The organism is Lysobacter sp. CA196 (genome assembly GCF_052078695.1).
GTDB lineage: Bacteria > Pseudomonadota > Gammaproteobacteria > Xanthomonadales > Xanthomonadaceae > Lysobacter.
Genome location: NZ_JBQJIN010000017.1, coordinates 1 through 25392 on the forward strand (window position 1 = coordinate 1; position 25392 = coordinate 25392).

18 protein-coding genes are annotated in these 25392 nt (G+C 64.7%); 6 read left to right on the forward strand and 12 right to left on the reverse strand.

Features of this window, described 5'->3' with window-relative positions:
- From ACTOWK_RS15250 to ACTOWK_RS15295, 10 genes are all read right to left on the reverse strand, one after another.
- Positions 1–142: transposase (locus ACTOWK_RS15250; protein WP_441331050.1), on the reverse strand; the 142-nt coding region annotated here is incomplete at its 3' end.
- Positions 143–198: 56 nt separating this feature from the next.
- Positions 199–1368 carry a hypothetical protein gene (locus ACTOWK_RS15255; protein ID WP_441330975.1) on the reverse strand — a complete coding sequence of 390 codons (1170 nt, stop codon included), beginning with the start codon at positions 1366–1368 and terminating at the stop codon, positions 199–201.
- 479 nt (positions 1369–1847) lie between these two features.
- Positions 1848–4283, reverse strand: coding sequence for a zeta toxin family protein (locus ACTOWK_RS15260; protein ID WP_441330976.1), 2436 nt, complete (start codon positions 4281–4283; stop codon positions 1848–1850).
- Positions 4280–4639: a hypothetical protein gene (locus tag ACTOWK_RS15265; RefSeq protein WP_441330977.1), complete on the reverse strand. Its 360-nt coding sequence runs from the start codon at positions 4637–4639 to the stop codon at positions 4280–4282. The genes ACTOWK_RS15260 and ACTOWK_RS15265 overlap by 4 nt, the downstream gene beginning before the upstream one ends.
- A 44-nt stretch (positions 4640–4683) precedes the next feature.
- On the reverse strand, positions 4684–5496 hold the full coding sequence (locus tag ACTOWK_RS15270) for a zeta toxin family protein (protein ID WP_441330978.1): 813 nt from the start codon (positions 5494–5496) through the stop codon (positions 4684–4686).
- Complete coding sequence (locus tag ACTOWK_RS15275) at positions 5493–5849, reverse strand: hypothetical protein (protein ID WP_441330979.1); 357 nt, start codon at positions 5847–5849, stop codon at positions 5493–5495. Before ACTOWK_RS15275 ends, ACTOWK_RS15270 begins: the two co-directional genes overlap by 4 nt.
- A gap of 213 nt (positions 5850–6062) precedes the next feature.
- Positions 6063–6455 (reverse strand): GFA family protein, encoded by a 393-nt coding sequence (locus tag ACTOWK_RS15280; RefSeq protein ID WP_441330980.1) that lies wholly within the window; start codon positions 6453–6455, stop codon positions 6063–6065.
- 81 nt (positions 6456–6536) lie between these two features.
- Positions 6537–7094 carry a DUF3228 family protein gene (locus ACTOWK_RS15285; RefSeq protein WP_441330981.1) on the reverse strand — a complete coding sequence of 186 codons (558 nt, stop codon included), beginning with the start codon at positions 7092–7094 and terminating at the stop codon, positions 6537–6539.
- A 170-nt stretch (positions 7095–7264) separates the two neighbouring features.
- Entirely contained in the window at positions 7265–9037 is a 1773-nt protein-coding gene (locus ACTOWK_RS15290; RefSeq protein WP_441330982.1) for a proprotein convertase P-domain-containing protein, read from the reverse strand.
- 874 nt (positions 9038–9911) lie between these two features.
- Entirely contained in the window at positions 9912–13466 is a 3555-nt protein-coding gene (locus ACTOWK_RS15295; RefSeq protein ID WP_441330983.1) for a methylmalonyl-CoA mutase family protein, read from the reverse strand.
- Between the two features lie 389 nt (positions 13467–13855).
- Between ACTOWK_RS15295 and ACTOWK_RS15300 the strand changes: the two genes are divergently transcribed.
- Complete coding sequence (locus ACTOWK_RS15300; protein ID WP_441330984.1) at positions 13856–14188, forward strand: YXWGXW repeat-containing protein; 333 nt, start codon at positions 13856–13858, stop codon at positions 14186–14188.
- Positions 14189–14272: 84 nt separating this feature from the next.
- Here ACTOWK_RS15300 and ACTOWK_RS15305 read toward each other — a convergent pair whose 3' ends face one another.
- A complete protein-coding gene (locus tag ACTOWK_RS15305) occupies positions 14273–16429 on the reverse strand; it encodes a C1 family peptidase (protein ID WP_441330985.1) in 2157 nt (718 codons plus the stop codon).
- Positions 16430–16944: 515 nt separating this feature from the next.
- On the opposite strand from ACTOWK_RS15305, the gene ACTOWK_RS15310 reads away from it, so the two are divergent.
- The 3 genes from ACTOWK_RS15310 to ACTOWK_RS15320 all read left to right on the forward strand — a co-directional run bounded on the left by ACTOWK_RS15310 (position 16945) and on the right by ACTOWK_RS15320 (position 20112).
- Entirely contained in the window at positions 16945–18048 is a 1104-nt protein-coding gene (locus ACTOWK_RS15310) for a Glu/Leu/Phe/Val dehydrogenase dimerization domain-containing protein (protein ID WP_441330986.1), read from the forward strand.
- A 155-nt stretch (positions 18049–18203) separates the two neighbouring features.
- Entirely contained in the window at positions 18204–18953 is a 750-nt protein-coding gene (locus ACTOWK_RS15315) for a carbonic anhydrase (RefSeq protein ID WP_441330987.1), read from the forward strand.
- A 1-nt stretch (position 18954) separates the two neighbouring features.
- On the forward strand, positions 18955–20112 hold the full coding sequence (locus ACTOWK_RS15320; RefSeq protein ID WP_441330988.1) for an isovaleryl-CoA dehydrogenase: 1158 nt from the start codon (positions 18955–18957) through the stop codon (positions 20110–20112).
- Between the two features lie 288 nt (positions 20113–20400).
- On the opposite strand, the gene ACTOWK_RS15325 is transcribed toward ACTOWK_RS15320, so the two are convergent.
- Positions 20401–23211, reverse strand: a complete 2811-nt coding sequence (locus ACTOWK_RS15325) for a S8 family serine peptidase (protein WP_441330989.1) — start codon at positions 23209–23211, stop codon at positions 20401–20403.
- A 453-nt stretch (positions 23212–23664) separates the two neighbouring features.
- Here ACTOWK_RS15325 and ACTOWK_RS15330 point away from each other — a divergent pair, with 453 nt between their 5' ends.
- Both ACTOWK_RS15330 and ACTOWK_RS15335 read left to right on the forward strand, forming a co-directional pair.
- Positions 23665–24840, forward strand: coding sequence for a thiolase family protein (locus ACTOWK_RS15330; RefSeq protein ID WP_441330990.1), 1176 nt, complete (start codon positions 23665–23667; stop codon positions 24838–24840).
- 123 nt (positions 24841–24963) lie between these two features.
- The gene (locus tag ACTOWK_RS15335; RefSeq protein ID WP_441330991.1) at positions 24964–25341 is read left to right on the forward strand and encodes a hypothetical protein; all 378 of its coding nucleotides are present in this window, start codon (positions 24964–24966) and stop codon (positions 25339–25341) included.
- The last annotated feature ends 51 nt before the right edge of the window (positions 25342–25392 follow it).

The following is a 25392-nucleotide window of genomic DNA, read 5'->3' on the forward strand; positions in this document are numbered from 1 at the left end:
TGCCGCCGTACTTGGATTTCCACACGTAGTACGTCGCCTCGGAAATGCCTAACTCGCGGCAGACGTCTTTGACTTGCCGACCGCCTTCGACTTGCTTCAGCGTCGTGACGATTTGGCTCTCGGTGAACTTGCTCTTGCGCATCTGGGTCTCCTTGGGGCTAGTTTGCCTGGAGACCTCTGGTTAGGGTTGGAGTGAGTTTACGGGGAGGCGACAACTAAATCTTGCTTAGACTTAAAGTATGCCAAAAGACCAAAGAAACGTGCCAAGAAAGAAAACACACCCCCTCGCTTTTCTATAAACTCGACCCATCGATCCGGCTCCTTAACACCGGAGAAATCATCGGTTCGATCTAGCGTAATAGGATCATCCGTTTTTAGACTCCACGAATTACCTCCGTCAAAAAGCATATATCGCGTCTGCATTGCGCACTTATCTACATCAAAGCGAAATCCAAAATACATACGATGAAACCTTGCCTCACGATCCAAAGCCACTGCTTCTGCTTTCAGAGAAGCATCAACCTCCAATAACGGCTTAGATGCATTCATCTCCCCCTCAGAGAACATTGACTTTATAAACGAAGTCTCAGCAAGCAAATCTCTTTCAAACCCTCCCAGACATATCGCTGTCAGCTCCCCAGCATGTCGGACCATCGAGAATGATGAAATAACAAATCGCTCGCCGCCCTCCTCAAGAATCCAATCCCCAGTGTTTTCGGCAAAGGAGAAATTGAATATCTCCCCCTCGGGTATACAGCCAATTGCAACTCGCAAATCGCGATCAACCAGACTGGCCTGATAGTCTAAGAATCCTCGAATGCTACAAACAAAATCGCTTTCGCGAAGCGGCACAAAAACACCATACTTGGGCAAGTAGTTGCTAAAAGCCTCAAAAACATTAAATGAGGCTGGCAAATAGTGCAGCCCAAAATTACCAGTACGCCTATTATACTCCGATAAGAATTCGCGCACTCCAGAATCAGCGGGCAAGCCAGCACCATTACGCTCTACGGCGTGCATAGTAGCCCAGGCTATTTTACTGGATTCTCTTAATAGTTTCCGATATCTAGGATCTTGCTCCGCAGCAGCCGAACGAAGTCGAAAATCTACCCACTCCCGACTTCCTTCCTCAGGCAGACGCCACTTCGCAACTTCCTTCAAGCGCGAAATATGAGTGGGCTCTGTATCTCGAAGAAAGCTTCCCCTAGGAACTAAGAGCTTGACCATATCACCCCCAACAGATGAGATAAGCGCCAGGAAATACCCACTCAATTCATAATTCGATGCAATTGTTTTATTTACTCTTAACAGCACAAAGTTTACCGGCAGCGCCATGAAACCGAATACTTTCGCAATCAATGCACGCAAGGACGAGGCTAATCGTGCGGGGCGCTCATAGCGAATATCTGATTAAACGAACAACGCCATCTTCACCGGCCGCACCTGCGATTTTTGTGTCACTGCCTGCTATCGCTGCATTCGCCCAACCCTCGCTGACTAGCATGCTCGACTAGATTCACCTGTGCCCGCAGAAACCAGGATTCAGCGCACATCAAACCGTCATCTGCGACGCTTCGGCTATTTCAAATCATCATGATCCGGCAGTCTGCATTTAGATCGACTCGGCGGTGTCTCTATGCAGCCGACCAAGTCTTACTTGATCGTCGTCGCGGTGCGATGGGCCGTCATTTGTTCGCGACTGCTGGGAACGGCGATGACTAGTCCAACACAGGGTCGATGCTCTCGACCAGCCTGCGAGTATGAAGGATTGGTCGTCGGAACTTACGTCTTAATCTGAACGCCGCAGGCAGCCTCTATCAGGGGATATCTAAGCGAGCGATGCCCCATCACGCCATCATCCTAGGCCCACCCTGCCCTGTACCCCCCTGGCTCCGCACCTGCTCCTGTTGCTCTCGCTGGCTCTGCTCGCTCTGCGCCATCCGCGTCGTCTCCACTTGGCGGTAGCGGTCTTCCACCGGGGTCGACAGCGCGTCGGCGGTCTTCATGCTGGCGAGGTGCGCGGCGGGGTCGGGGTTGGCGTGGCCGACGCGGTAGACGTGCACCATCTCGCCAGGAGCCAGGTTCGCGGTGGGTTGGTTGAAGGCCAGGCGGATGTCGTCCTTGGGGTCGAACTTTTTCTCGACGGCCAGGGCCAGGGCGCTGGCGGTCATGCATTCGCTTTGTTGGTCCCAGGGCTTGCCGACCTGGCGGTCGAGTTGCTCGACGGCGCCGCGGACTTTTTCATACAGGGCGTGGTCGGGGTGGTCGGCGTCCTGGGGCGTGCTGCGTCGCGGCGATGCGGACGCGGGTGCGAGGGCCGCGGTTTGCTGCCGGTCGGCATGCACTTCGACCGGGGCCAGGTCGGTGACTTTTAGCGCTTGTTGCTGGCGCTGATAGGTCGCGTCCAGTTCGTGTTTGATGTTGCCTTCGGCCTTGCTGTCCCAGACCATGCCGCGGCTGGTCCACTGCCCCTGCGCATCGCGCTCGTAGGTGTCGCCGTCGGAGGCCACCAGGCGGCCCGGGTGGCGGGCGGCATCCTTCACCGCCGCCGGCACTTCGCCGTGGCGGGACCAGCCGTATTGGTCGTGGGCGCTTTGGTAGTTCGCGGCCAGGGCGGCCGGGGTCTTGCTGGCGTTGTCGGCAATGATGGCCTGCGACTGTTTTTCGAGTTCGGCCGCGCGTTGCGGCGTCGCGACTTGGGTACAGATGTCCATGACGTTGCGGTCGATGTAGCCGACGGCGACTTGCCGCGACCATGCCTGGGTCTGCGGGTTCCGCTCCCACGAGCTTTCGCGGAAGCTGCGCGCGTCGCGATCGTTCGCGGGCAGCTCGTACGGGTTCTGCGGCCTGGGCGGCGCCGACAAGGCCAGCTCGATGGCGCGGCCGGAGGCTTGGTAGTTCAGCCGGTCGGCAAGCGCCGGCTCGGCCTTCGGCCCGGCCGGCTTGTGCACCGGAATGCCTTCGCTGAAGCGCATCGCGTCCAGGTCGAGCTCTCGCCGGGTCCAGCCGGCCTGCGGTTGTTTGGGGTTGAAGCTCCAGGTCTGGCCCTGAAACTCCTGATGATTGATGCGGTGCTGGTCGATCCACTCGGCCACTTTGTCGCCGGCCACCGCGCCGACTACGCCGCCGATAGCGCCGCCCACGATTGCACCGGGGCCGGTTTCCGACAGGATCGCGGCACCCGCGGCCGCGCCCAGCGCGACACCGCCCAGACCACCGACGTTGCGCGACACCGCGCCCACGATCTTCGATTCAGCACCGAACTGGTTGCCCTGTTCGGACAGGCGCGAGGCGTCGCGATAGGTGGTGGCGGCATCGTAGGCGGATGCGGCTACGCCGAGGACGCCGCCGGCTTTGATGAGGGGCGGACGCACGCGCGTGGCGAAGTCAACCTTGGCCGCTTCTCCGGCGAGGCGGTTGATGCCTTCAACCACTTTGAGTTCGCTGCGCTCGGCTAACAGGGCCTGCGCGGTGGTGGGCGAGACTTTGGGGTTGCGGGCGAGAGTGTCGGGGAGGTCTTGGTGTAGCGCTTGTTGGGCTTTCAGCTCTTGGCTGATGGCCTTCGTCACCTTCGGATCGGCCAGTCGCGCTTCGCGCGCTTGTTCCATCGCCGCCCCGGGCATCAGCGGACTAGTGCGGCTGTCGTATAGCTGGGCACCTTCGCGGTTGAAGATGCGGATCGGAACACCCGTTTCGGCGCGGACATGGTCCAAGTTTTCAGGCAACTGCGCATAGACCTGCGCGCGGACCTCTTCGGGCACATATCGACCGTAGCCTTTATCACCTACACCCGAAGTAAAACGCGCATCGACACCGAGCTCGCTCTCAAGCCGATGAGTTGCCATCGCCCGAATCTCGACCTCGTAGCCCTTGGCTTGCAGATCTTTGATAATCTCAGTCGCGGACTTAGCATTGCCTAGCGTTGTATCAACAATAATGTTCTTTCGAGCTTCGACTGCAGCGCCGCGCAACTCTTTAGCCCATTGGCTCGCGTCCCCATGCGTGTCGTCGGCCCATGTATAAGGGCGTGCCGCACGAAATCCACTCACACCTGGGTGATAGCCTCTAAGACCATCGGGATCGATGGTAACGGCGTCATAGGCGAACCCTATCTCAGCAGCTTGGGCCAAACCTCCTTTACCAGCTCCAGGCTGACCGGCGAGAAAGATAGCCTTGGGCTTGATCTTTGCAGTTGCCTCATTGAATCCGCTACCCGGAATGACTTCTTCGAGAAACACACGCCGATGTGTTTCTCGATCCAGCAACCCGTTAAAGGCATTCATTCGTAGGCCTCCTTGTTCTGCTGGAAGTACTCCCAGAGACCTTGAAGAGACCTACCACTCAAACCTGCGCCCCTAGACTGGGCCAATAGCATCAATCGTCTCTTTTCCTTCGCCCTCTCAATTTCTTCTACACCACCAGTCGACTGAGCAGCGTCCAACTCATAGTTAGCCTCATCAACGAAGCCATCCAGTACGCTCTCAAGCGCCCAGATAGCGTCGTCGAATGGTTGCAAGCGCAACTTCGGCACTGCAAATGGCGCCAGGGCGTTCTGCAGACGATCGATATACTCGGGATAGTCTTGAAGCAACTCCTGCAACTTGGCCGGAACAGCTGGTGGCATCAACCTGTTTTCCATGAAAATTCCTTATTCATAAATATCATATAAACAAAACTCCCGCCTCATGGCATCGGCGGCTCGGTCATGCGAGCGAGTAACTCGGGAAGGTCGCGATGCAGGGCCGATTGCTTTTTGAACCCCCTATGCACTGCCTTGGTGACTTTTGGATCGGCAAGCCGGGCCTCGCGGGCTTGCTCAAGCACCGCTCCGGGCGACGCTGGGCTGATGCGGCCGTCATGGATCTCCAGGCCATCGCAATTAAAGATGCGGAACGGAATTTCTGCTTGACCGCGCACACGGTCCAAGTTGCTTGGCATGTTCTCGTAGCACTGCTTACGAAAGGTTTCTTGGTGATAAAGACCGTGACCGTCCCTGAGGAAGCCACTCAGGAAGCGCGCATCGACGGCGAGTTCGCTCTCCAATCTATGCACGGCCACGACTCGGACTTGAACTTCATAGCGCTCGACCTGCAGTAACCGTATCTGGTCGAGCAGGCTTTCCGCGTCGCTCAACGTGGTATCGATGATGATGTTTTTACGGCCTCGAACCGCCACCTCTTGCAAGGCGGCGGCCCATAGACCGACATCATGCTCGGTATCGAGAGGCCAGGTGTAGGGGCTTGCGTTGCGCAGTTCACGCACATCCGGCCAATAGCTGCGGAGCCTGTCCGGGTCGATCATGATCAGATCATGGCCCAGGTCTGCTTTCGCCATGCCTATCAGGGCGCTTTTCCCTGCGCCCGGCTGGCCCACCAAGAAGATCGCTTTGGGTTGGGAGTGGGATGCGGCCTGCTCCATGCCGCTATCGGGAACGATCCGATCCCAGAAAATCATCTCGCCGACCCTTATGTCCAACACGCGCTCTTGGGAGGTCATTCGAATGCCTTCTTGTGCAGCTTGAAGTAACGCCCAAGCCCGTCAGGATCGCTGTCGAAGCTCAAGAGCGCGCGGCCCATCGTCGATCTTGCGCGTTCGGCCGCGTCGAACAACACGGGGTTTCCGTCGGCCCGCGCGGCTTCAAGCTGTCGAACGGCCTCTTGAAGGAAACAGTCGAGCCGGTTCTGAAGTGCCCAGATGGCCTCGTCCAACGGCTGCACTCGGGGCGTCGGCTGTGCGAATTCATTCAGGACTGTTTGTAAGCTTTCGACATGCCCCGGGTAGTCCTTGAGCAATTCGCGCAACCTGAGCGGGACTTCCGGGGGCGTCAGCTTGGCCTTGAATATCCACATGCGGCGTCCTTTTCCTGAGTGGGCATTGGGGCCGGATAAAAGTCCCCTATTCCGGGGTTGGGTTGCAAGCCCCGTGTGCGGTTATCGCCGCAGATTTCTCGATTATTTTTGTCGAATGCAGGTTATGCGCAACCACGGGTTGCGGTTATGTCGATTCGAGTCTGTGTGCGACGTTCGTCGTGCGCGACTAATGTGCCAACCGACCTCCCCCGCCTATTCCTCGAAGCGGGTCAGGCCTTCGCGATTGCGTTCGTAATGCCGCAGCAGCGGGAACGGCGGCAGCCAGGCTTCGCGGCGCACGGTCCACAGCTCGTAGGTCGGCTGGAACTGGTCGGGGGCGTCGAGGGCGCCCAGGTTCACTTCGATTTCGTCGGCGCTGCGGCCGAACACGGGCGAGCCGCAATGCGGGCAGAAGTGCCGGCCTTGGTAGGCGCGGGTTTCGCCTTCGACGATCACCGCCTCTTCGGGAAAGATCGCCGAGGCATGGAACAGGGCGCCGTGGTGTTTGCGGCAATCGAGGCAGTGGCACAGGCCGACCCGGTAGGGGCGGCCCGTGGCCACGATGCGGACGTTGCCGCACCAACAGCCGCCGGTGTATCGATCCATGGGGCACCTCGTTCGAATTCGACCGAAGCCTTGTTTACGACGAACGCTGCGGCGCTGCAACCGCTGGCCGCGGAAAGCGCCTCAGCCGCGCCAGTTGGCGTGCGTGCTCCAGAACGCGACGCTGCGGCGGTAGGCCTCGCGGTCCAGCGATACGCCGGAGCCGCCCTCTTCCACGCCCAAGGCGTTGCGCATCATGGTGATGGGGGCCATCGGGGTTTCGACGGGTTCGGCGGTGTACATGCAGCCGACCACGCCCCAGTCGGCGTCGGTGACGGTACCTTCCTTGGCCAGTTGTTCGCGGCTGTAGAGGATGACGATGAGGTATTCGGCCACCGGCGGGTCGAGGTCTTCGAACCAGCGCACCAGCACGGGCAGTTCTTCCTTGGTGCGGGCGTCGTAGTCCGAGCGCAGCAGGTGGCGGTTGGCGTCGGTGATCGGCACCGCGAGGCAACGGGTGCTGGTCCAGTTGCGGTGCACGTGCAGTTTGCAGAACGGGGCGTAGCCGTCGAGCACCTGCAGCGGCGGCGCCTGGTTGAGGTGGCGCTCGAACTGTTCGGGGGTGATGTCCTGGATGGTGTTGCGGCGCGGCTCGCGCGGAAACAGGCGGGCGCGGGCGAAGTCGGTGAGGATGATGGTCATGGCTGCATTATCGAGCAGCCGGGGCTTCGGGGCATGGCGACGGTGGGCCGCGTGGTGCTGGTGTGCGGGGTCACGGCGGCTTAAAGCCCCTCACCCCTGCCCCTCTCCCGCACGCGGGAGAGGGGTTCAGTGGATTCGCGGGAGAGGGTCCAAACCGCGAGCTGGGTGCATCAATCCTTGCGGAAGAAATCCAAGGTCCAATGCAGCAAGGTGCCCGAGCCGCCGGAGACATCGTCGGTGACGCGCAGCTTCCACACGCCGTTGGCCACTTTGTCGGTGAGGTCCAGGGTCTGTTCCGGGCTGGGGTTGATCGGGCCGTTGCTGTGCTCGCGCAGCAGATAGGCCTTGCCGTCGGGTGCGATCAGTTCGAGCTTGAGGTCGGTGCGGTGCGGGTGACTGAGGCGGTAGCTGATGCACGCGATGCCGCCGTTGCCGTTCAAGCCGGCGACGGTGAGCGGGCTTTCGACCACGGTGTTGTCGTTGATGAGGTGGTCGGCCGGGTTGGCGAACACTGCGCGCGGGCGAGCGTCGTAGCCGTCGCCATAGGTGGCCATGACGCTGGCGCCGGTCATGTCGGTGCGCGCTTTCAGGCGCAGGAAGTAAGTGAGCGGAAAGTCGGCGTGCGGGTCGCGGTCGACTCGGCAGAAGGTGCTCCAGACGCCGCTGGTCCGGCAGTGGTATTCGGTATCGGTCGGCGGCGCGCCTTCGCGCACGTACAGCGTGCCGGCGCCGGTGCCGGGGCCGAATTGGGTGTTGAGATAGAAGCCCGGTGCGGCGCCTTCCGGCTTCATGACGTTGAACAACAACGACTCGCCGGCTTTCAGGGTGATGCCGACACGGGTGAGGTCGTTGGCCAGGCGGTTGGCGTCGAGGTACGGCAACACCGTCAATTGCACCGGCAGACGGTGGGTCTTCGAGGCGGCGGTCGCGACCAGGGTCGCTTCATAGCTGCCGATCGATGCATCGGTAGATGCGGTGAAGGCGATGCTGGTGGGGCCGTAGGGGTTGACGACCGCCGGGCTGAAGCTGGCGGTGACGCCGGGCGGCAGGCCTTCCATCGAGAACGCGATGGGCTGGTTCCAGGCGTGCAACGGCCGTGCGTTGATCTCCAGCCAGCCGCTGATGCCGGCCTGCTGGGTCACCGCGACCAGGGCCCGGCTGCGGCCGATCGTCCACAGGGTGAAATCGGGGTCCGGGTTGACGTAAAGGTCCATCGGCACGCCGCGGGTGATGGGACCCGATGCGCCGCTAATCGTGATCGGGTATTTGCCCTGCTGCGCTTGCGCGGAGGCCTTGAGGGTGAGGGTCGAATTCACCGCGGCCTTGGCGCGCGGGCTGACCGGGTTGAGGCCGAAGGTCGCAGTCACGCCTGCGGGCAAGCCGGCCACGCTCAGCATGACCGGGTCGCTGAAGTCGTTGCCGGTGACCGTAATGGGCACTTGGCTGCTGCCGCCGATGTAGGTGATGTGCTGGGTGCCGGACACCGTCACCTTGAAGCCCGAATCGGCGGTGACGGTGAGGTTCGCCGTGGCGCTGCGCACGAGCTTGTCGTACTTGCCGCTGACGGTGATCGGATAGGTGCCGGCCGGCACGCCGGCGGCGATCGCCAGGGTGAGCCGGGAGCGCGCATTGCCGCTGGGTGGTGGGCTGATCGAGGCCGGCGAGAAACTGGCGGTGACGCCTGCGGGCAAGCCCGATGCGGTGAGTACGGCGGGCCGGCTGAAGCGGTCGATGCTGGTCACGACGACGTAGGCGAACACCGAGCTTTCGCGGCTGGTGGCGACGTTGCCGGGGTCGATGCCGAGGCTGAAATCGCCGGTGTTGATTGCGGTGGGTGACGCTTGGGTTTGTGCATGAGCGCCGGTCGTCGTTGCCAACGCCAGCAGAGCAAAAGCGCAGACATGCTGAGCGAACACGCGCAGCCGCTGCAGGGGGATAGCCATGAGGCCACTCCTGAAGAATGAGGATGAAGGTGACCGAGCCCCTGGTGCCGGCCGGTGCGGTAATGCGCGGCGATGCTTCGACGCGCGGCGATCTTGGCAGAACGCCTAGCGGCCTAATGAGAAAGCCGGCATGGTTTCGGATGCGCGGTCGCGCTTGTTGCACGGTCTTGGCGAGGGATAGCTGACTGCGTTTTGTTTGGTTTTCGCGCAGTTGGTTTTTTGCGAGCGTGCGTTGCGGTGTTGGCGTGATCGGCGTCGCGGATCGGGTTGGGGCGTGCCGGGAAACGATGTGTGGTGTTTAGCTGGGTGGATTACCGCGGCGTTGGTGTTTTGTTTTCTGCTGAGGGTAACTATTGCCTGGGTTGGTAAAAGCAAATCTCCCTCCCTTCTTTTTTCAAAGGGGGAGTGAAGCTGCGGTCGGCTTCTGAAGCAGACGGGGAGGTACTGCCTCATCTGATAAAAGCAAATCCCCCCTCCCCCCCTTTTTCAAAGGGGGGAATGGCAACGGCTAGAGCGTTATCGCCTTGGCAAAGTGGGAACGGCAACGGCAAGACCAGAAGCCGCGGGTAGGAACTACGGCTCCCTTTGAAAATCGCCCCCTTTGAAAAAGGGGGCTGGCGCCTGCGTGGCATGTTTGAGGTGGGTGTGGCTGCGCCGGGGGGATTTGCTCTGGCTCGGTCGCAACGACCGTTTCGCATCGGCGATTCCAAGAAAACAACGACGTGAATGAAAGGACCGCAACGTGCATCTGGAACCCAGCCGAAGGGCCTGCCCGCAAGACTCGCTCGCCATCCTCGGCTGATGCAAACAGAACCCGCCAAAAAAAACAGGCCCGCATTGCGGGCCTGTTCGGTTCGGATACGGCGATCAGCGATTACATGTTGCGGCGGTATTCGCCGCCCACGTCGTACAAGGCGTGGCTGATCTGGCCCAGGCTGTGGGTCTTCACCGCTTCCATCAGGCTGGCGAACACGTTCTTGCGGTCGCGCGCGGACGCCTGCAGGCTGCGCAGGCCTTCGCTGGCGTAGGCGTTGCGGCCCTGCTGGTACGACAACACGTTGTCGATCTGCTGGCCCTTTTCGCCTTCGGTCGAACGGATCAGTTCGATCTCGGTGACGATGTCGCCGCCATGATCCTTCGGCAGGAAGGTGTTGACGCCGACCAACGGCAGGCTGCCGTCGTGCTTCTTGTGCTCGTAGTACAGGCTCTCTTCCTGGATCTTGCCGCGCTGGTACATGGTGTCCATGGCGCCGAGCACGCCGCCGCGCTCGCTGATCGCCTCGAACTCCTTGTAGACGGCCTCTTCGACGATGTCGGTGAGGTAGTCGACGGCGAAGCTGCCCTGCCAGGGGTTCTCGTTGAAGTTGAGGCCCAGTTCCTTGTTGATGATCATCTGGATCGCGACCGCGCGGCGCACGCTTTCTTCGGTCGGAGTGGTGATGGCTTCGTCGTAGGCATTGGTGTGCAGGCTGTTGCAGTTGTCGAACAGCGCGTACAGGGCCTGCAAGGTGGTGCGGATGTCGTTGAACTGGATCTCCTGCGCGTGCAGGGAGCGGCCGCTGGTCTGGATGTGGTACTTCATCATCTGGCTGCGCGGGTCGGCGCCGTAGCGCTCGCGCATGGCGCGGGCCCAGATGCGGCGGGCGACGCGGCCGATGACGGTGTATTCCGGGTCCATGCCGTTGCTGAAGAAGAACGACAGGTTCGGCGCGAAGTCGTCGATCTTCATCCCGCGCGCGAGGTAGTACTCGACGATGGTGAAGCCGTTGCTCAGGGTGAAGGCGAGCTGGCTGATCGGGTTCGCGCCGGCTTCGGCGATGTGGTAGCCGCTGATCGACACCGAATAGAAGTTGCGGACGTTGTTGTCGACGAAGTACTGCTGGATGTCGCCCATCATGCGCAGGGCGAACTCGGTGCTGAAGATGCAGGTGTTCTGGGCCTGGTCTTCCTTGATGATGTCGGCCTGCACGGTGCCGCGCACGGTGGCGAGGGTGCGGGTCTTGATGGCTTCGTAGGTTTCGGCGTCTACGACCTGGTCGCCGGTGACGCCAAGCAGGCCCAGGCCGAGGCCGTCGTTGGTCTCGGGCAGCAGGCCGCTGTATTGCGGTCGCTTGCGTCCGGCGAACATCGCTTCGATCTTGTCGTGGGCGGCGTCCCAGCGGGCGCCGTCCTCGCGCAGGTATTTCTCGACCTGCTGGTCGATGGCGGTGTTCATGAACATCGCCAGCAGCATCGGCGCGGGGCCGTTGATGGTCATCGACACCGAGGTGGTCGGCGCGCACAGGTCGAAGCCGGAGTACAGCTTCTTCATGTCGTCCAAGGACGCGATGTTGACGCCGGAGTTGCCGATCTTGCCGAAGATGTCCGGACGCACCGCCGGGTCTTCGCCGTACAGGGTGACGCTGTCGAACGCGGTCGACAGGCGCGCAGCCGGCTGGCCGACGCTGAGGTAATGGAAGCGGCGATTGGTGCGCTCGGGCGTGCCTTCGCCGGCGAACATGCGGATCGGGTCTTCGCCGGTGCGGCGGTACGGGTACACGCCGCCGGTGTAGGGGTAATAGCCCGGCAGGTTTTCTTTCTGCAGGAAGGTCAGCAGCTCGCCCCAGCTCTTGTAGGTCGGGGCGGCGATCTTCGGGATCTTCTGGTGGCTCAGCGAGTCGCGGTAGTTCTCGACCCGGATGACCTTGTCGCGGACCTTGTATTCGTTGACGTCGTCGGTGATCGACTTCAGTCGCGCGGGCCAGTCGCGCAGCAGCTTGAGGGCTTCGGAGGTGAGGGATTGGACGGCGTCGTTGTAGCGCTGGCGCAGGGTGACGAGGGTGCGGTCGACGGCGACCGGGCCGCCCTCACCCGCGCCTTCGGCGCGACCTCTCCCGCCGGCGGGAGAGGTGTTCTGCTCGGCCCCCTCTCCCGCCTGCGGGAGAGGGCCGGGGTGAGGGCTCGAAGCCAACAACGCTTCAGCCGCATACAGGTCGAGCTGCTTCGGCAACTCGGGGTCGTCGAGGTCGTGCAAGGACTGCCAGTACGACTGCGCGCGGTCGGCCACGTCGGCCTGGGTTTCGATCTGGCGGTTGATGCCGCGGCCCTGCTCGGCGATCTCGGCGAGGTAACGCACGCGGCTGCCGGGGATCAGCACGGTGGCGCGCGGTTCCTTGAGCGAGGTGTCGACCTCGGGGGTCCACTTCTCGGCCGGCAGCGACAGCTTTTCGCGCAGCAGGCGGCACAGGTTGACGAACATCCAGCTGATGCCGGGGTCGTTGAACTGGCTGGCGATGGTCGGATAGACCGGGACGTCTTCGTCCTTGGTCTGGAAAGCGACGCGGTTGCGCTTCCACTGCTTGCGCACGTCGCGCAGGGCGTCTTCGGCGCCGCGCTTGTCGAACTTGTTCAGCACGACCAGTTCGGCGAAGTCGAGCATGTCGATCTTCTCGAGCTGGCTCGGCGCGCCGAAGTCGCTGGTCATGACGTACATCGGGAAGTCGACCAGGTCGACGATTTCCGAGTCGGACTGGCCGATGCCGGCGGTCTCGACGATGACCAGGTCGTAGCCCAGGCCGCGCAGGAAGCCGATGCAGTCCTTGAGCACGGTGTTGGTGGCCGAATGCTGGCGGCGGGTGGCCATCGAACGCATGTACACGCGCGGGCTGCGCAGCGAGTTCATGCGGATGCGGTCGCCGAGCAGCGCGCCGCCGGTGCGGCGGCGGGTCGGGTCGACCGAGATCACCGCCATGCGCATGTCGGGGAAATTGGCGAGGAAGCGGTTGAGCAGTTCGTCGGTCACCGAGGACTTGCCGGCGCCGCCGGTGCCGGTGATGCCGACCACCGGGGTCTTGCCGCCGGCCAGTTGCCACTGCTTGCGCAGGTGGGCGAGTTGGGCTTCGTCGAGCAGGCCCTCTTCGATCGCCGAGAGCATCTTGCCGATGGTGATCTCGTCGTCGATGGCGGCCGGCTTGTCCGGCGTGATGTCGGCAATGCGGCCCTCGTTGGCGCGGCGGACGACGTCTTCGATCATCGCCACCAGGCCCATGTGCATGCCGTCGTTGGGGTGGTAGATGCGCTCGACGCCGTAGGCCTGGAGTTCGCGGATTTCTTCCGGGGTGATGGTGCCGCCACCGCCGCCGAACACGCGGATGTGACCGGCGCCACGCTCCTTGAGCATGTCGACCATGTACTTGAAGTACTCGACGTGGCCGCCCTGGTAGCTGGACAGGGCGATGCCGTCGGCATCTTCCTGCAGCGCGGCGCGGACCACGTCCTCGACCGAGCGGTTGTGGCCGAGGTGGACGACTTCGGCGCCCTGCCCCTGGATCAGGCGCCGCATGATGTTGATCGCGGCGTCGTGGCCGTCGAACAGGCTGGCAGCGGTGACGAAACGCAGCGGCGTGGCGTCGGGCTGTGCGGCAGGAATGTTGGCGGCGGTCGTGCTCATGGGCATCTCGGTACGCAGTACGGGCTGTGCGTATTGTAGCTCCGGGCGGCAGTTTCGGTCTGGCGGCCGGCCGTGCGGGGGCGAACGGTGGGGCGTAAGCGGGGTCGGACCAGGGGCTTTGGGGTAGGAGCGGCGCAAGCCGCGACCGCGTAGGTGCCCGATAGCGGCGCGAAGATGAAGGCTGGCACAGTCGTTGCGGCCGATGCGGAACGCCATCGCGTTGCAGGCCGTGACGGCGCGAGCGTGTTCGTGCGCGGTCGCGGCTCGCGCCGCTCCTACGCTTAAGCCGAAGCGTGTCTGAACGCCGCGCGCCGCGCGGTCAACAGGCGCCGCGGCAACGGCGTTGTCCTCGGTACCGGCGGGTGGCCGCCGGGTGCGAGGAGAACGGTATGGCTATGCGTCCTTTGATGATGGCGGCGGTGCTCGGGGTGGCGTCGTTGGCGGGTGTGCATGCACCGCAAGCGCAGGCGCGAACTTATCAGGCGCGCACCTATGTGGATGTCGACGTGCGGGTGGCGCCGCCCCCGCCGCGCTACGAGCGGGTACGGGTGCGCCCGGGCTATGTGTGGGCGCCGGGACATTGGCGTTGGGACGGCCGCGGCTATCGCTGGGTCGGCGGCCACTACGTCGCCGCGCGCCGCGGTTATGTCTATGTGGGGCCGCGCTGGCATCCCTACGGGCCGGCCTGGCGTTTCCGCGACGGCTACTGGGCCCATCGCTGACCCTCACTGGGTGTGACGCGTCGCGATATTGGACGCGTCACACCTTCCGCTGTCGCCGCATTCCTTCGCAGCGCCTTCGATGTTTCAGGATTTGACCGCGCGCGCGATGGCGTTGCGGCGGTCGGCATTGCCGGCATCGGAGCGATGCAGGTCGAAACTCGCGCTGGTGCCGGCCTGGCCGAGCGCACGTGCGAGGGTCGCGGCCAGGGTCGCGCGGTCGTCTTCGAACCCGCCGTGGGTGGTCGTGGTCGAGGCATCGGGCGAACCCTGCGGCTGGCCCGCGGTCGGCGCCTGCACCCAATCGATACGGCCGCTGTCGATCAGTTCGCGCAGTTCGGCGTTGCCCTGTTCGCCGCCTTTTTCCAGGAACCGCGCCATGCCGAGCAAGGGCGTGCCGTGACGATAAGCGCGGTTGATCCAACTGCGCGCCTGGGTTTCGAGCGCATGCGCGACCAGGTACAGCAAGGACTTGTGATAGATGTCGGCGCAGTCGTCGTCGTTCTCGGCCTTGTCGGTCAGGGTGAACAAGGACAGGCGCTTGATCGCGCCGCTGCGCAAGGCCGGCGCATAGGTCTGCAGGAACAATTCGACGCTGATCGCCGGCGCCCACAAGGCCACGCTTTCGATCTGCAGGCCGAGGCTGCGCATGCCGACCGCGGGGCCGTCCGGCACGATGCCGTCGCAGGTCAGCAACTGCACCAAGGGCGCGAACAACACCGAGCCGGCGCTGTGCGCGGTGAGGTGCAACTCCACACTGGGATCGTGGTCGATCCATTCACCGAGCAGACGCGCGACCAAGGCCGCGCCTCCGGCCTCCTGGGCGCCACCGTTGGCCAGCGCCACGCGTGCGGTGGTCGCGAGCAAGGCGTTTTCCTTCATCTCGTCCCACAGCAACTTGCCGCCGGCGACGCGGGCCAGCGGTTCGAGGGTGTCGTCGAGACGATCGAGCAACAGGTCCTTGGCCTTGTCGACGATGCCTTCGCTGCGCGGCCGAGCGACGTCGCGCAGGATGTTGCCGAGGGTGCTCCAGACGTCGCTTTTCCAGACGAAGGCGAGCGGATAGACCTGCCGGTCGAGCAGGGTTTCGCGGTAGTCGGCGACGCGCTGGATCGCGCTCTGCTCCGGCACCAGGCCGCCGTGGGCATAGAGCATGACCCGCTTTTTGTTCCAGCCCGCGGTGATGCGCGGCAGGTCGTCGCGTACCAGGTTGCGGACGTTGTCGAGGGTGGTACCGAAGCGTCCGCCGTCGCGCAGGGCCCCGTCGTTGCCGAGGCTGACGATATGCGGGCGCAGATCGGCCTGCGAATAGCCGGTGGACTGGCGGGCGACACTGGAATGATTGATCGCGCTGGACTGCGCCTTGTGCAGGCGCACCGGCACCGCCAGGCGCGCGACCCAGACGTCGGTGCCGCGCTCCAGCCATTCGTCGTAACCGATATAGCCGTAACCGCCGCGCCCCCAGTCCTTGCCCCAGGAGTTCTGAATCCAGAAACCGCCTTCGTCGTAACCGACGATGGCGAAGGCGTGATAACCGGCGAGCTCCTGCTGCGCCCAGACAATGCGGCCGCGCGCGGGGTCGTCCCAGCCGTCGTGCACCGCGCTCGATGCGTACAGCACGCCGACTTCGGCGAAGGCCGCGTGCATCGCCACCAGGTCTTTGTGATTGACCCGAAAATAGGCGCCGAGCGGGCGCTGCGCGGCGTCGCGGGCCCGCGCTTCGGTGTAGGTCTCCATCGCCGTGCCGGACTGGTACGGCCAGACCTTGTCCGTGCACACGCCGTGGTGGTGCCAGCCCTTCATGGCGCCGCGGCAGCTGGAGCCGGAATAGCTTTCGCCGCGCCATTCGTCGTAGCGGCGCGCCATGTCGTAGAACATGCGGGTACTGACCGCGGCCAGCTTGGCGCGCGGTGCGCGCTTGCGCAGCAGGGCGTGGGCGACGGCGGCCAAGCCGAACGCGGTGCAGGCGCCTTCGTCGCCCTGGTCGAGCACCGGCAGACGCAGCTTCAGATGCTCCGCCAGCGGAATGCGCACCGGCACGTCGATCAGGGTCGGCTCGAACATGCGGTCGCGAAAATCGGCCGTGTCCGGACGCGCATCGAGCAACCGGCGCCGCGCCGCGCTGCGCGCGACCCGCCCGGCGCCGGCCTTCGGCGTGACTTCGAGTTCGGACTCCTCGAAGGCCTCGTGTCGAAGCGTGGTGCCGGTGCGTGCGCGGCGCGCGGTTTTGCGGGCGATGGCCATGGCGGGTCCTGATGAATATCGGTTCGCAATGCAGAAAACGGCCTGGCCGCGCCGCTGCGGACACCGGTCCGCACTGAACGCGGCGAGTCCGGTGGCGCCCGCAGCGGACGCACGGCGAAACGACAACTGCGGCAAAGCGCGCACCACGCACTAGACCGCGCCCCGGGCCGGGCGACGCAGGGGCGAGTGTGAGCGCGCTCGTCGGTCGCGCCGATGACAGCCGCGGCCACGCCGGCCCTGGCGATCGGCGCCTTGGCGGTGCGATCGGCGAACGCCGCGACGGCGGCCGAAACCCCTTCCGCACGGGGCTTCACAGGCCTTCACCGAGGCCGTTCCAGCCACGATTGCCCCGCCCCTGCAATACCTAGCCGTATTGCCCGATTGCTTTAGACTACGGCCCCTACGGCGGGCCCCTGCGGTTGCGGCGTACAGGCGAATCCATTTCCATTCAACGACTTACCACCACCAGGCGTCCTTAGCGCTTCGCGCAATGCCGCGCCGGTCCGGAGCACCCGATGATTTTCGAAACCCTCGACACCTTCGGCCATGAGCAGGTCGTGTTCTGCCATAACAAGGACGCCGGCCTGAAGGCCATCATCGCGATCCACAACACCGTGCTCGGCCCGGCGCTGGGTGGCCTGCGGATGTGGCCGTACAAGACCGAGCAGGACGCGCTCAACGACGTGTTGCGTCTGAGCCGCGGCATGACCTACAAGAACGCGGTCGCCGGCCTCAACATCGGCGGCGGCAAGGCCGTGATCATCGGCGACCCGGCCGCCGACAAGTCCGAAGCGCTGTTCCGTGCGTTCGGCAAGTTCGTCGATTCGCTGGGCGGCCGCTACATCACCGCCGAAGACGTCGGCATCGACGTCAACGACATGGAATACGTGTACCGCGAGACCGAATACGTCACCGGCGTGCACCAGGTTCACGGCGGTTCGGGCGATCCCTCGCCGTTCACCGCCTACGGCACCCTGCAGGGCCTGATGGCGGCGCTGAACAAGCGCTTCGGCGACGAGGAAGTCGGCAAGTACAGCTACGCCGTGCAGGGCCTCGGCCACGTCGGCATGGAATTCGTGAAGCTGCTCAAGGAGCGTGGCGCGAAGATCTTCGTCACCGACATCAACAAGGGCCTGGTCGACAAGGCCGTGTCCGAGTACGGCGCCGAAGCGGTGGGCCTGGACGAGATCTACGACGTACCGGCCGACGTGTACTCGCCGTGCGCGCTGGGCGGCACCGTCAACGAGCAGACCTTGCCGCGCCTGAAGGCCAAGATCATCTGCGGCGCGGCCAACAACCAGCTGGCCAACAACGCCATCGGCGACGAAGTGTCCAAGCGCGGCATCCTGTACGCACCGGACTACGCGGTGAACGCCGGCGGCGTGATGAACGTGGCGCTGGAACTCGACGGCTACAACCGCGAGCGCGCCATGCGCATGATGCGCACGATCTATCACAACCTCGCCCGCATCTTCGAAATCGCCGAGCGCGACAGCATCCCGACCTACACCGCCGCCGATCGCCTGGCCGAAGAGCGCATCAGCGCGATCGGCAAGCTCAAGCTGCCGATGGGTCGGTCGACGCCGAGCTTCCGCGGACGCATCCGCAGCGGCCACTGAGCCACACCACGACGGGGCCCATCGGCCCCGTCGTCGTATCTGAGGTAGGGGTTTGCCCCGCCGCTGCGTTTTGCTGAATGCGCGCAGGCGCGTCGCCGGGTCGCGGCCCGAACGCGGCCTCCTCCACAGTCTGTGCAATGAACGGGATACTCGCCATGCGCAAACACTTCATCGCAACCGCCGTGATCATGGCCATCGCCGTCGCCGCCCAGGCTGGCGAAGCCGTCGCACCGCCCCAGGCCCATACCGAAACCCTGGACTACGAGCGCCAGGAACAATGGCAGGCCGCGCGCGACAAGGCGCAGTCGCCGATCGACATCGTCACCGCTTCGGCGATCCCCGCCGCCGACAACGAGCCGCGGAGTCTGGAATTCACCCATACGCGCAGCGCGATCGACTCGGTCGAGGACAACGGCCACGCTGTTCAGGTGGACACTCACCTGACCGAGGCGAGCATCCGCGGCCGTCATTTCACCCTGAGCCAGTTCCATTTCCACGCCCAGAGCGAGCACACCCTCGACGGCAAGCATTTCCCGCTCGAAGGCCACTTCGTGTTCAAGGCCCAGGACGGGCGCCTGGCCGTGGTCGGCGTGATGTATGCCGAAGGCGCGGCCAATCCGGTCGCCCAGCAGGTGATCGACGACCTCAAGCCGGGCAAGCACGAAGCCGCACCGGCGCAGCGCGAGATCGATATCGAGGCGCTGTTACCGAAATCGCATGCTTACTATCACTACCTGGGCTCGCTAACGACCCCACCGTTGTCGGAAAATGTGGAGTGGTACGTGCTGCCCGCGCCGGTGACGATGTCGAAGGCGCAGATCCAGGCGTTTCTGTTCCACTACCGCCGCAACAACCGCAACATCCAACCGCTCAACGGGCGGCCGCTGATTCGTTACGAGGGCTGATATGCGCAGTTTTCCCCTGGGTGAAGAGATCGATGCGCTGCGCGATGCCGTGCGCCGTTTCGCCGAAGCCGAGATCGCACCGCGTGCGGAGCAGATCGATCATGACAATGCGTTCCCGCAGGACCTGTGGCCGAAACTAGGCGAGATGGGCCTGCTGGGCATGACCGTGCCGGGCGAATACGGCGGCAGCGAGATGGGTTATCTGGCGCATCTGGTGGCGATGGAGGAAATCTCCCGCGCCTCCGGTTCGGTCGGCCTGTCCTACGGCGCGCACTCCAACCTGTGCGTGTCCAACCTCTATGCCAACGGCAACGAGGCGCAGCGCTCGAAGTACCTGCCCAAGCTGTGCACCGGCGAGTGGAAGGGCGCGCTGGCGATGAGCGAGCCCGGCGCGGGTTCGGATGTAGTCGGCTCGATGAGCTGCCGCGCCGAGCGCAAGGGCGATGTGTGGGTCGCCAACGGCAACAAGATGTGGATCACCAACGGCCCCGAGGCCGATGTGCTGGTGGTGTACATGCGCACCGCGGGCAAGGACGCCGGCAGCAAGTGCATGACCGCCTTCATCGTCGAGAAGGGCATGAAGGGCTTCAGCACCGCACAGAAGCTCGACAAGCTCGGCATGCGCGGCTCCAACACCTGCGAGCTGGTGTTCGAGGACTGCGAGATTCCGGTCGAGAACGTACTCGGCGAAGTGCACCACGGCGTCAAGGTGCTGATGAGCGGCCTCAACACCGAGCGCCTGGTCCTGACCGGCGGCCCGCTGGGCCTGATGCAGTCTGCGCTCGACATCGCCCTGCCCTACGTGCGCGAGCGCAAACAGTTCGACGTGGCGATCGGCACCTTCGGCCTGATGCAGGGCAAGATCGCCGACATGTACACCGCGCTGCAGTCGAGCCGCGCCTTCGCCTACCAGGTGGGACGCGACTTCGACGCCGGCTACAAGAGCCGCGTCGATGCGGCCTCGTGCCTGCTGCACGCCTCCGACGCCGCCGTGCAGGTGGCGCTGGAAGCGATCCAGACCCTGGGCGGCAACGGCTACATCAACGAGTACCCGACCGGCCGCATCCTGCGCGACGCCAAGCTGTACGCGATCGGCGCCGGCACCAACGAGATCCGCCGCATGCTGATCGGCCGCGAGCTGTTCGACGGCAAGAGCTGATTCCCCGGTTGTCTGGTTAGAGCAAAAACGCCGTCGCAGTTGCGACGGCGTTTTTGTTTTGGCGGCGGTGTTGAAAAGTACATCGCCATCGATTGTTCGTGAAGAGCAAGAGCAAATCTCCCCCAACCCCTCTTTTCCAAAGAGGGGGCCTTTTTGCTGCGACGTGATCGTGCGCAGCGCTGTGCGGGTCGTCCTGCGCAGCGGCGCAGTTGCGCCTCGCCCAGGTCGCGCCGATCAACTCCCCTCTTTAAGAAAGAGGGGTTGGGGGACCTGCTCCGCGCTCTTCCGTCAGAACGGCACCGACCAACTCGCAAACGCGCGCAGATAATCCTCGCCGCGCTCGCGGCGTTGGTCGAAGTCGAAGCGCAATACGCTGCCTCGGCCGAAGCGGGTGCTCAAGCCCAGGCCGAACACGCCGACGTCGCGGGCCAGGGGCTCGCTCGCGATCGGCGACCACACGTCCAGGGCGGTGAAGCGGGCGTCGATGAAGTCGCCCGACTGCGCCAGGGTGCGCTGCCATTCGGCGCGGCCGTCCAGGGTCAGCAGGGCCGAACCGATGCGCCATTCGCGCTGCATCCGCGCTCCCACTAGCGCCTGCGTTGCGCTCAAGGTCGAATCGCCGGCGCTGAGGCCGAAACCTGCCGCGCCGGGTTCGTCGAAGCCGCTGCGGTCCAGACGCACCGACTGCACGCCGACATAGGGCGTGACCATGCCGTTGGCGCTCTCGAAGCGATGCCCCAGTTGCGCGTCGAGCTGCAGATAACGATTGGCGTAGCTCGTGCCGACGCCGAAGTCGGCAGCGCCGAGCATGACCTCGCGTTCGAGATGGCGGTCCATGCGCCCCAGCGCGGCGCGGCCCAGCAGATAGTTCCCGCCACTGTTCCAGGCCGCATAGAACTGGCCTTCGATGTGGCGGTTGCGTTCGCGGTCGCGACGCAGTTCATGGCGTGCGTAACCGTCGGTTTCGCTGAGCGCGGCGCCGTAGCGCAGTGCGCCCTGGCGACGATCGTGGCCGACGATCCAACCGCTCGCGTCGAGGTCGAAGCGGCCGGCGGTCGCGCGTTGGGCGTCGATGCGATCGGCCCAGGCGCCGTCGCGCGGGTTCGCATACTGCGCGTCCAGACGCGATTCCAGCGCGCGGCGGTTGCCTTCGATCGCCATCATCGCAAAGGCGGCATCGGCGCTGTGCAATTCGCCGGACAGGCTCGCCAGCGAGCGCTTGGCGATCTCCGGCGTGGCCGACTGTTGCAGAGCGCCGGCCGCTGCGCTGAAGGCGCCCTGCGCGCCGGCGTCGCCGCTGACGACGGTGTTGCGGTCGAGTTCGTCGAAGGCGCCGTCGACGCGTTCGGCGGCCGCGGCCGCGGCGCCCTGCACGCCCATCGCTTGCGCGGCGGCGGTGATGTTGAGCGAGACGATGTCGAGCCAGGCCTGGGTGCTGCTGTAGCCCGGCACCGCGACCAGGAACACGTTGGACGCGGTCGTCAGCGAGGTGAACGCGCCGCTGATGCTGCCGGCGTTGACGAACACCTCGCGGCTGGAACGGGTATAGCCCGGCAATTGTCCGAGCACGTGCGCATTGCCGGCCAGGCTCGCATTGCCGGTCACTTCGAGCTTGGAGCCGATCAAGAACTGCAATTGCCCGGCAGGGGATTGCTGGTAGCTGTCGACGCGCAGGCTGGCGCCCTCGATCCGCACCGCGCCCTGGTTGTCGACGCGGTTGCCGATGCGCGCGCCGTTGCCACCGACGAAAGTGGCGCCGGCACGCACCGTCAATGGCGACACGGTCGAGGCGTTGTCGGCGAGCCGCAACACGCCGCCGGCGACATCGGTGGCGCCGGTATAGGTATGCGCCGTAGTGCTGTCCAGGCGCAGCGTGCCGCTGCCTTCCTTGATCAGGCCGCCGTTGCCGCTGAGCGGGTTGGACCAGGTCGAGCTGCCGTCGAACGACACCCGCACGTCGCCCCAGTCGAGCCGATGCGGGCCGCGCACCGAGGCGCCGACATCGAGCAGGCCCTGGCCGAACACCGGGTCGACGCCGGGCGCGCCGAGGTCCTTGGCGTTGCCGAGCAGGGTCTGCCGCACCAGGTCGTTGTTGAAGTACGGGAACGCCTGCCACACCAGCGCCGCGGCGCCGGACACCTGCGGCGCGGCGAACGAGGTGCCCTGGATGAACCAGTAGGTCGGGCTGCCGACCGCATCGTTGACGCCGGTCGCGATGACGTTGCCGGGCGCGACCAGGCAGTAGTTCATGGCGATGCCGCAGGCATTGGAGTAGCTCGCCAACTGGGTCGGGTTGTTGCTGTCGAGCGCGGCCGCGGCGATCCAGCCGCGTTCGAGCACGTGGGCGCCGGCGCCCTGGCTCGGCAGCGAGGCGTTGTCGGACGGCTGCGGCTTGGCTTCGTTGCCGGTCGCGAACACGACCAGGCCGCCGTTGTCGATGAAAGGCTTGTAGGCGTTGATGAAGCTGACGGTGACGCTGTCGCCGGTCCAGTACAGGCCGCCCCAGGAGTTGTTCATGATGCGCACGCCGGCGTTCATGAGGTCGCGCGAGACGATGTCCAGGCCGCCGGCGTCGCGCGCTTCGTTGCCCTGTCCGGAGCCGTCGTCGCTCGGCCGGGTGTCGGAGAGGATGCGCGCCGAGACGATGCTCGCGCCCGGGGCGATGCCGCCGGGCCAGCTGCCCACCGCGGTGCCGGCGGCGATCTGGGCGACATAGGTGCCGTGGCCGAGCACGTCGTCGATGGCGTGGTTGTTGCTGCGCGGATCGGTGTAGATCAAATGCGGGCCGACCCGCCCGGCCAAGGCCGGATGGGTGCGGCGCACACCGCTGTCGACCACGCCGATGCGCACGCCCTGCCCGCTCAGGCCGAGCGCATGCGCGGCGCGGGTGTTGGTCAGTGCCAGATGAGCGTCGACCGCCGGCTGGGCCGGGTTCGGCGCCGGCGGCGTGGTCGGGGGCGGAGTCGCTGGCGGCGGTGTCGGGCGGACTGCTTCGGCGCCGCCTCCGCCACCGCCACCGCAGGCGCTCAGGATGGCCAGGCTCAGCGCACACAGCGCCAGCCGCGAACTGCTTCGCGCTGCCGGTCCGAATCGTTTCATGGCTCAGCTCCCCGTCGGGGACGGCCCGCCGTTCGCACCCCTGCGACACGGCCGCGCGTCGCCTTCGTTTTAATCCAAGCCGCACGCCACGACAATCGAAACCGCAGGTTTTTCGCGCAGATTTCGCCAGGCGAGTGAGCCGCGAGAACCGTTGTCCAGGCGCTTCGGCTTGCTTCGGTTTGCTTCGACTCAAAAACCCCGTTCGACCGAGCAGCCCGCTTCGATCCGGCCCGCTCCGGCCCGGCCGCCGCGCATGCCCCTACCCCAATGGGCGCGCGAGCCCCTCCAGCGTTCAGCTGCCTGCCGGGTTCGTAGAGGCCGGGGCAAGGGCAATTGTTTGTTTTTCGTTAGTCGGCGCCCGATATTTGCCGCGCTGCAGCATGGCGCCGCATAATCCGGCGGTTCCGGCCCCGCGCCGGCCTCCGCCTACGCCACAGTTTTTGGAGTTCCGCCATGAGCGATGTCGTCATCGTCGGTGCCAAGCGCACCGCCATCGGTTCTTTCCTCGGCCAGTTCACCGGCGTCCCGACCCCGACCCTGGGCAGCGCCGCGATCACCGGCGCGCTCGAGCAGGCCGGCGTCGCCGCCGACCAGGTCGACGAAGTCATCATGGGCTGCGTGCTCCCGGCCGGCCTCGGCCAGGCCCCGGCGCGCCAGGCGGCGCTCAACGCCGGCCTGCCGACCTCGGCCGGCTGCACCACCATCAACAAGGTCTGCGGCTCGGGCATGAAGGCGATCATGCTCGCCCACGACCTGATCAAGGCCGGCTCGGCCAAGGTCGTCGTCGCCGGCGGCATGGAGTCGATGACCAACGCCCCGCACCTGCTCAACAACTCGCGCACCGGTATCCGCTACGGCAGCACCGAGATGCTCGACCACATGGCCTGGGACGGTCTGACCAACCCCTACGACGGCAAGGCCATGGGCGTGTTCGGCGACGCCGCTTGCGAGAAATACGGCCTGGATCGCACGGCGATCGACGCGTATTCCGAGGAAAGCGTGAAGCGCGCGCAGGCGGCGCAGAGCGCCGGCCACTTCAAGGACGAGATCGTTTCGGTGACCGTCAAGGGCCGCAAGGGCGATGTCGTCGTCGACAGCGACGAAGAGCCGGCCAAGATCGACGTCAGCAAGATTCCCGGCCTGCGCCCGGCCTTCGGCAAGGACGGCGTGCTGACCGCGGCGTCCTCCTCGAAGATCTCCGACGGCGCCGCCGCCACCGTGCTGATGTCGGCCGACGACGCCGCCGCGCGCGGCCTCAAGCCGCTGGCCCGCATCGTCGCCCATGCCGGCCATGCGCAGGCGCCGGAATGGTTCACCACCGCACCGGTGAAAGCGATTTCAAACGTGCTCGAAAAGGCCGGCTGGACGGTCGCCGACGTCGACCTGTTCGAGGTCAACGAGGCCTTTTCCTGCGTCGCGATGGCGCCGATGAAGGACCTCGGCATCCCCCACGACAAGATCAACGTCCACGGCGGCGCGGTCGCCCTGGGCCACCCGATCGGCGCCAGCGGCGCCCGCCTGGTGGTCACGCTGATCAATGCCTTGCGCCTGCGCGGCGGCAAGCGCGGCGTCGCTTCGCTGTGCATCGGCGGCGGCGAAGCGACCGCAATTGCGATAGAGTTGCTCTAAATAGTTAAAAACACGTTGCACAAAAAAAACCGGCAAGGCCGCTTGACACACGTCACCGGCTTGTCATCATGTTATCGGCGCGCAACTGCGCGTTGCCTAACTAATCGACGAGGAATCCGAATCATGAATTTCAACAAGGCGCTGATCGCCCTGGCTCTGGGCCTGGCCCTGGCCGCTTGCTCGAACCAGAAGCAGGCCGAAGAAGCTTCCGCCGACGCCGCTGCCGCTTCGACCGAAGCTCAGGCCGCTGCTGACACCGCCGCCGCCGCTGGCGACGCTGCCACCGCCGACGCCGCTGCTGCCAGCGCCGACGCCGCCGCTTCGGCTGCCGACGCTGCTGCTACCTCGGCCGACGCCGCTGCCAACGCTGCTACCCCGGCTGCTGCCGACGCCGCTGCCGACGCCGCGAAGAACGCTGCCGACGCCGCTGGCCAGGCTGCCGACGCTGCCAAGGACGCTGCTGCTCCGGCAGAAGCTGCCAAGGAAGAAGTCAAGAAGTAATATCGCGCAAGCGATACTGCTTAGTTCCGGCACGAGTCATCGTGCCGAACG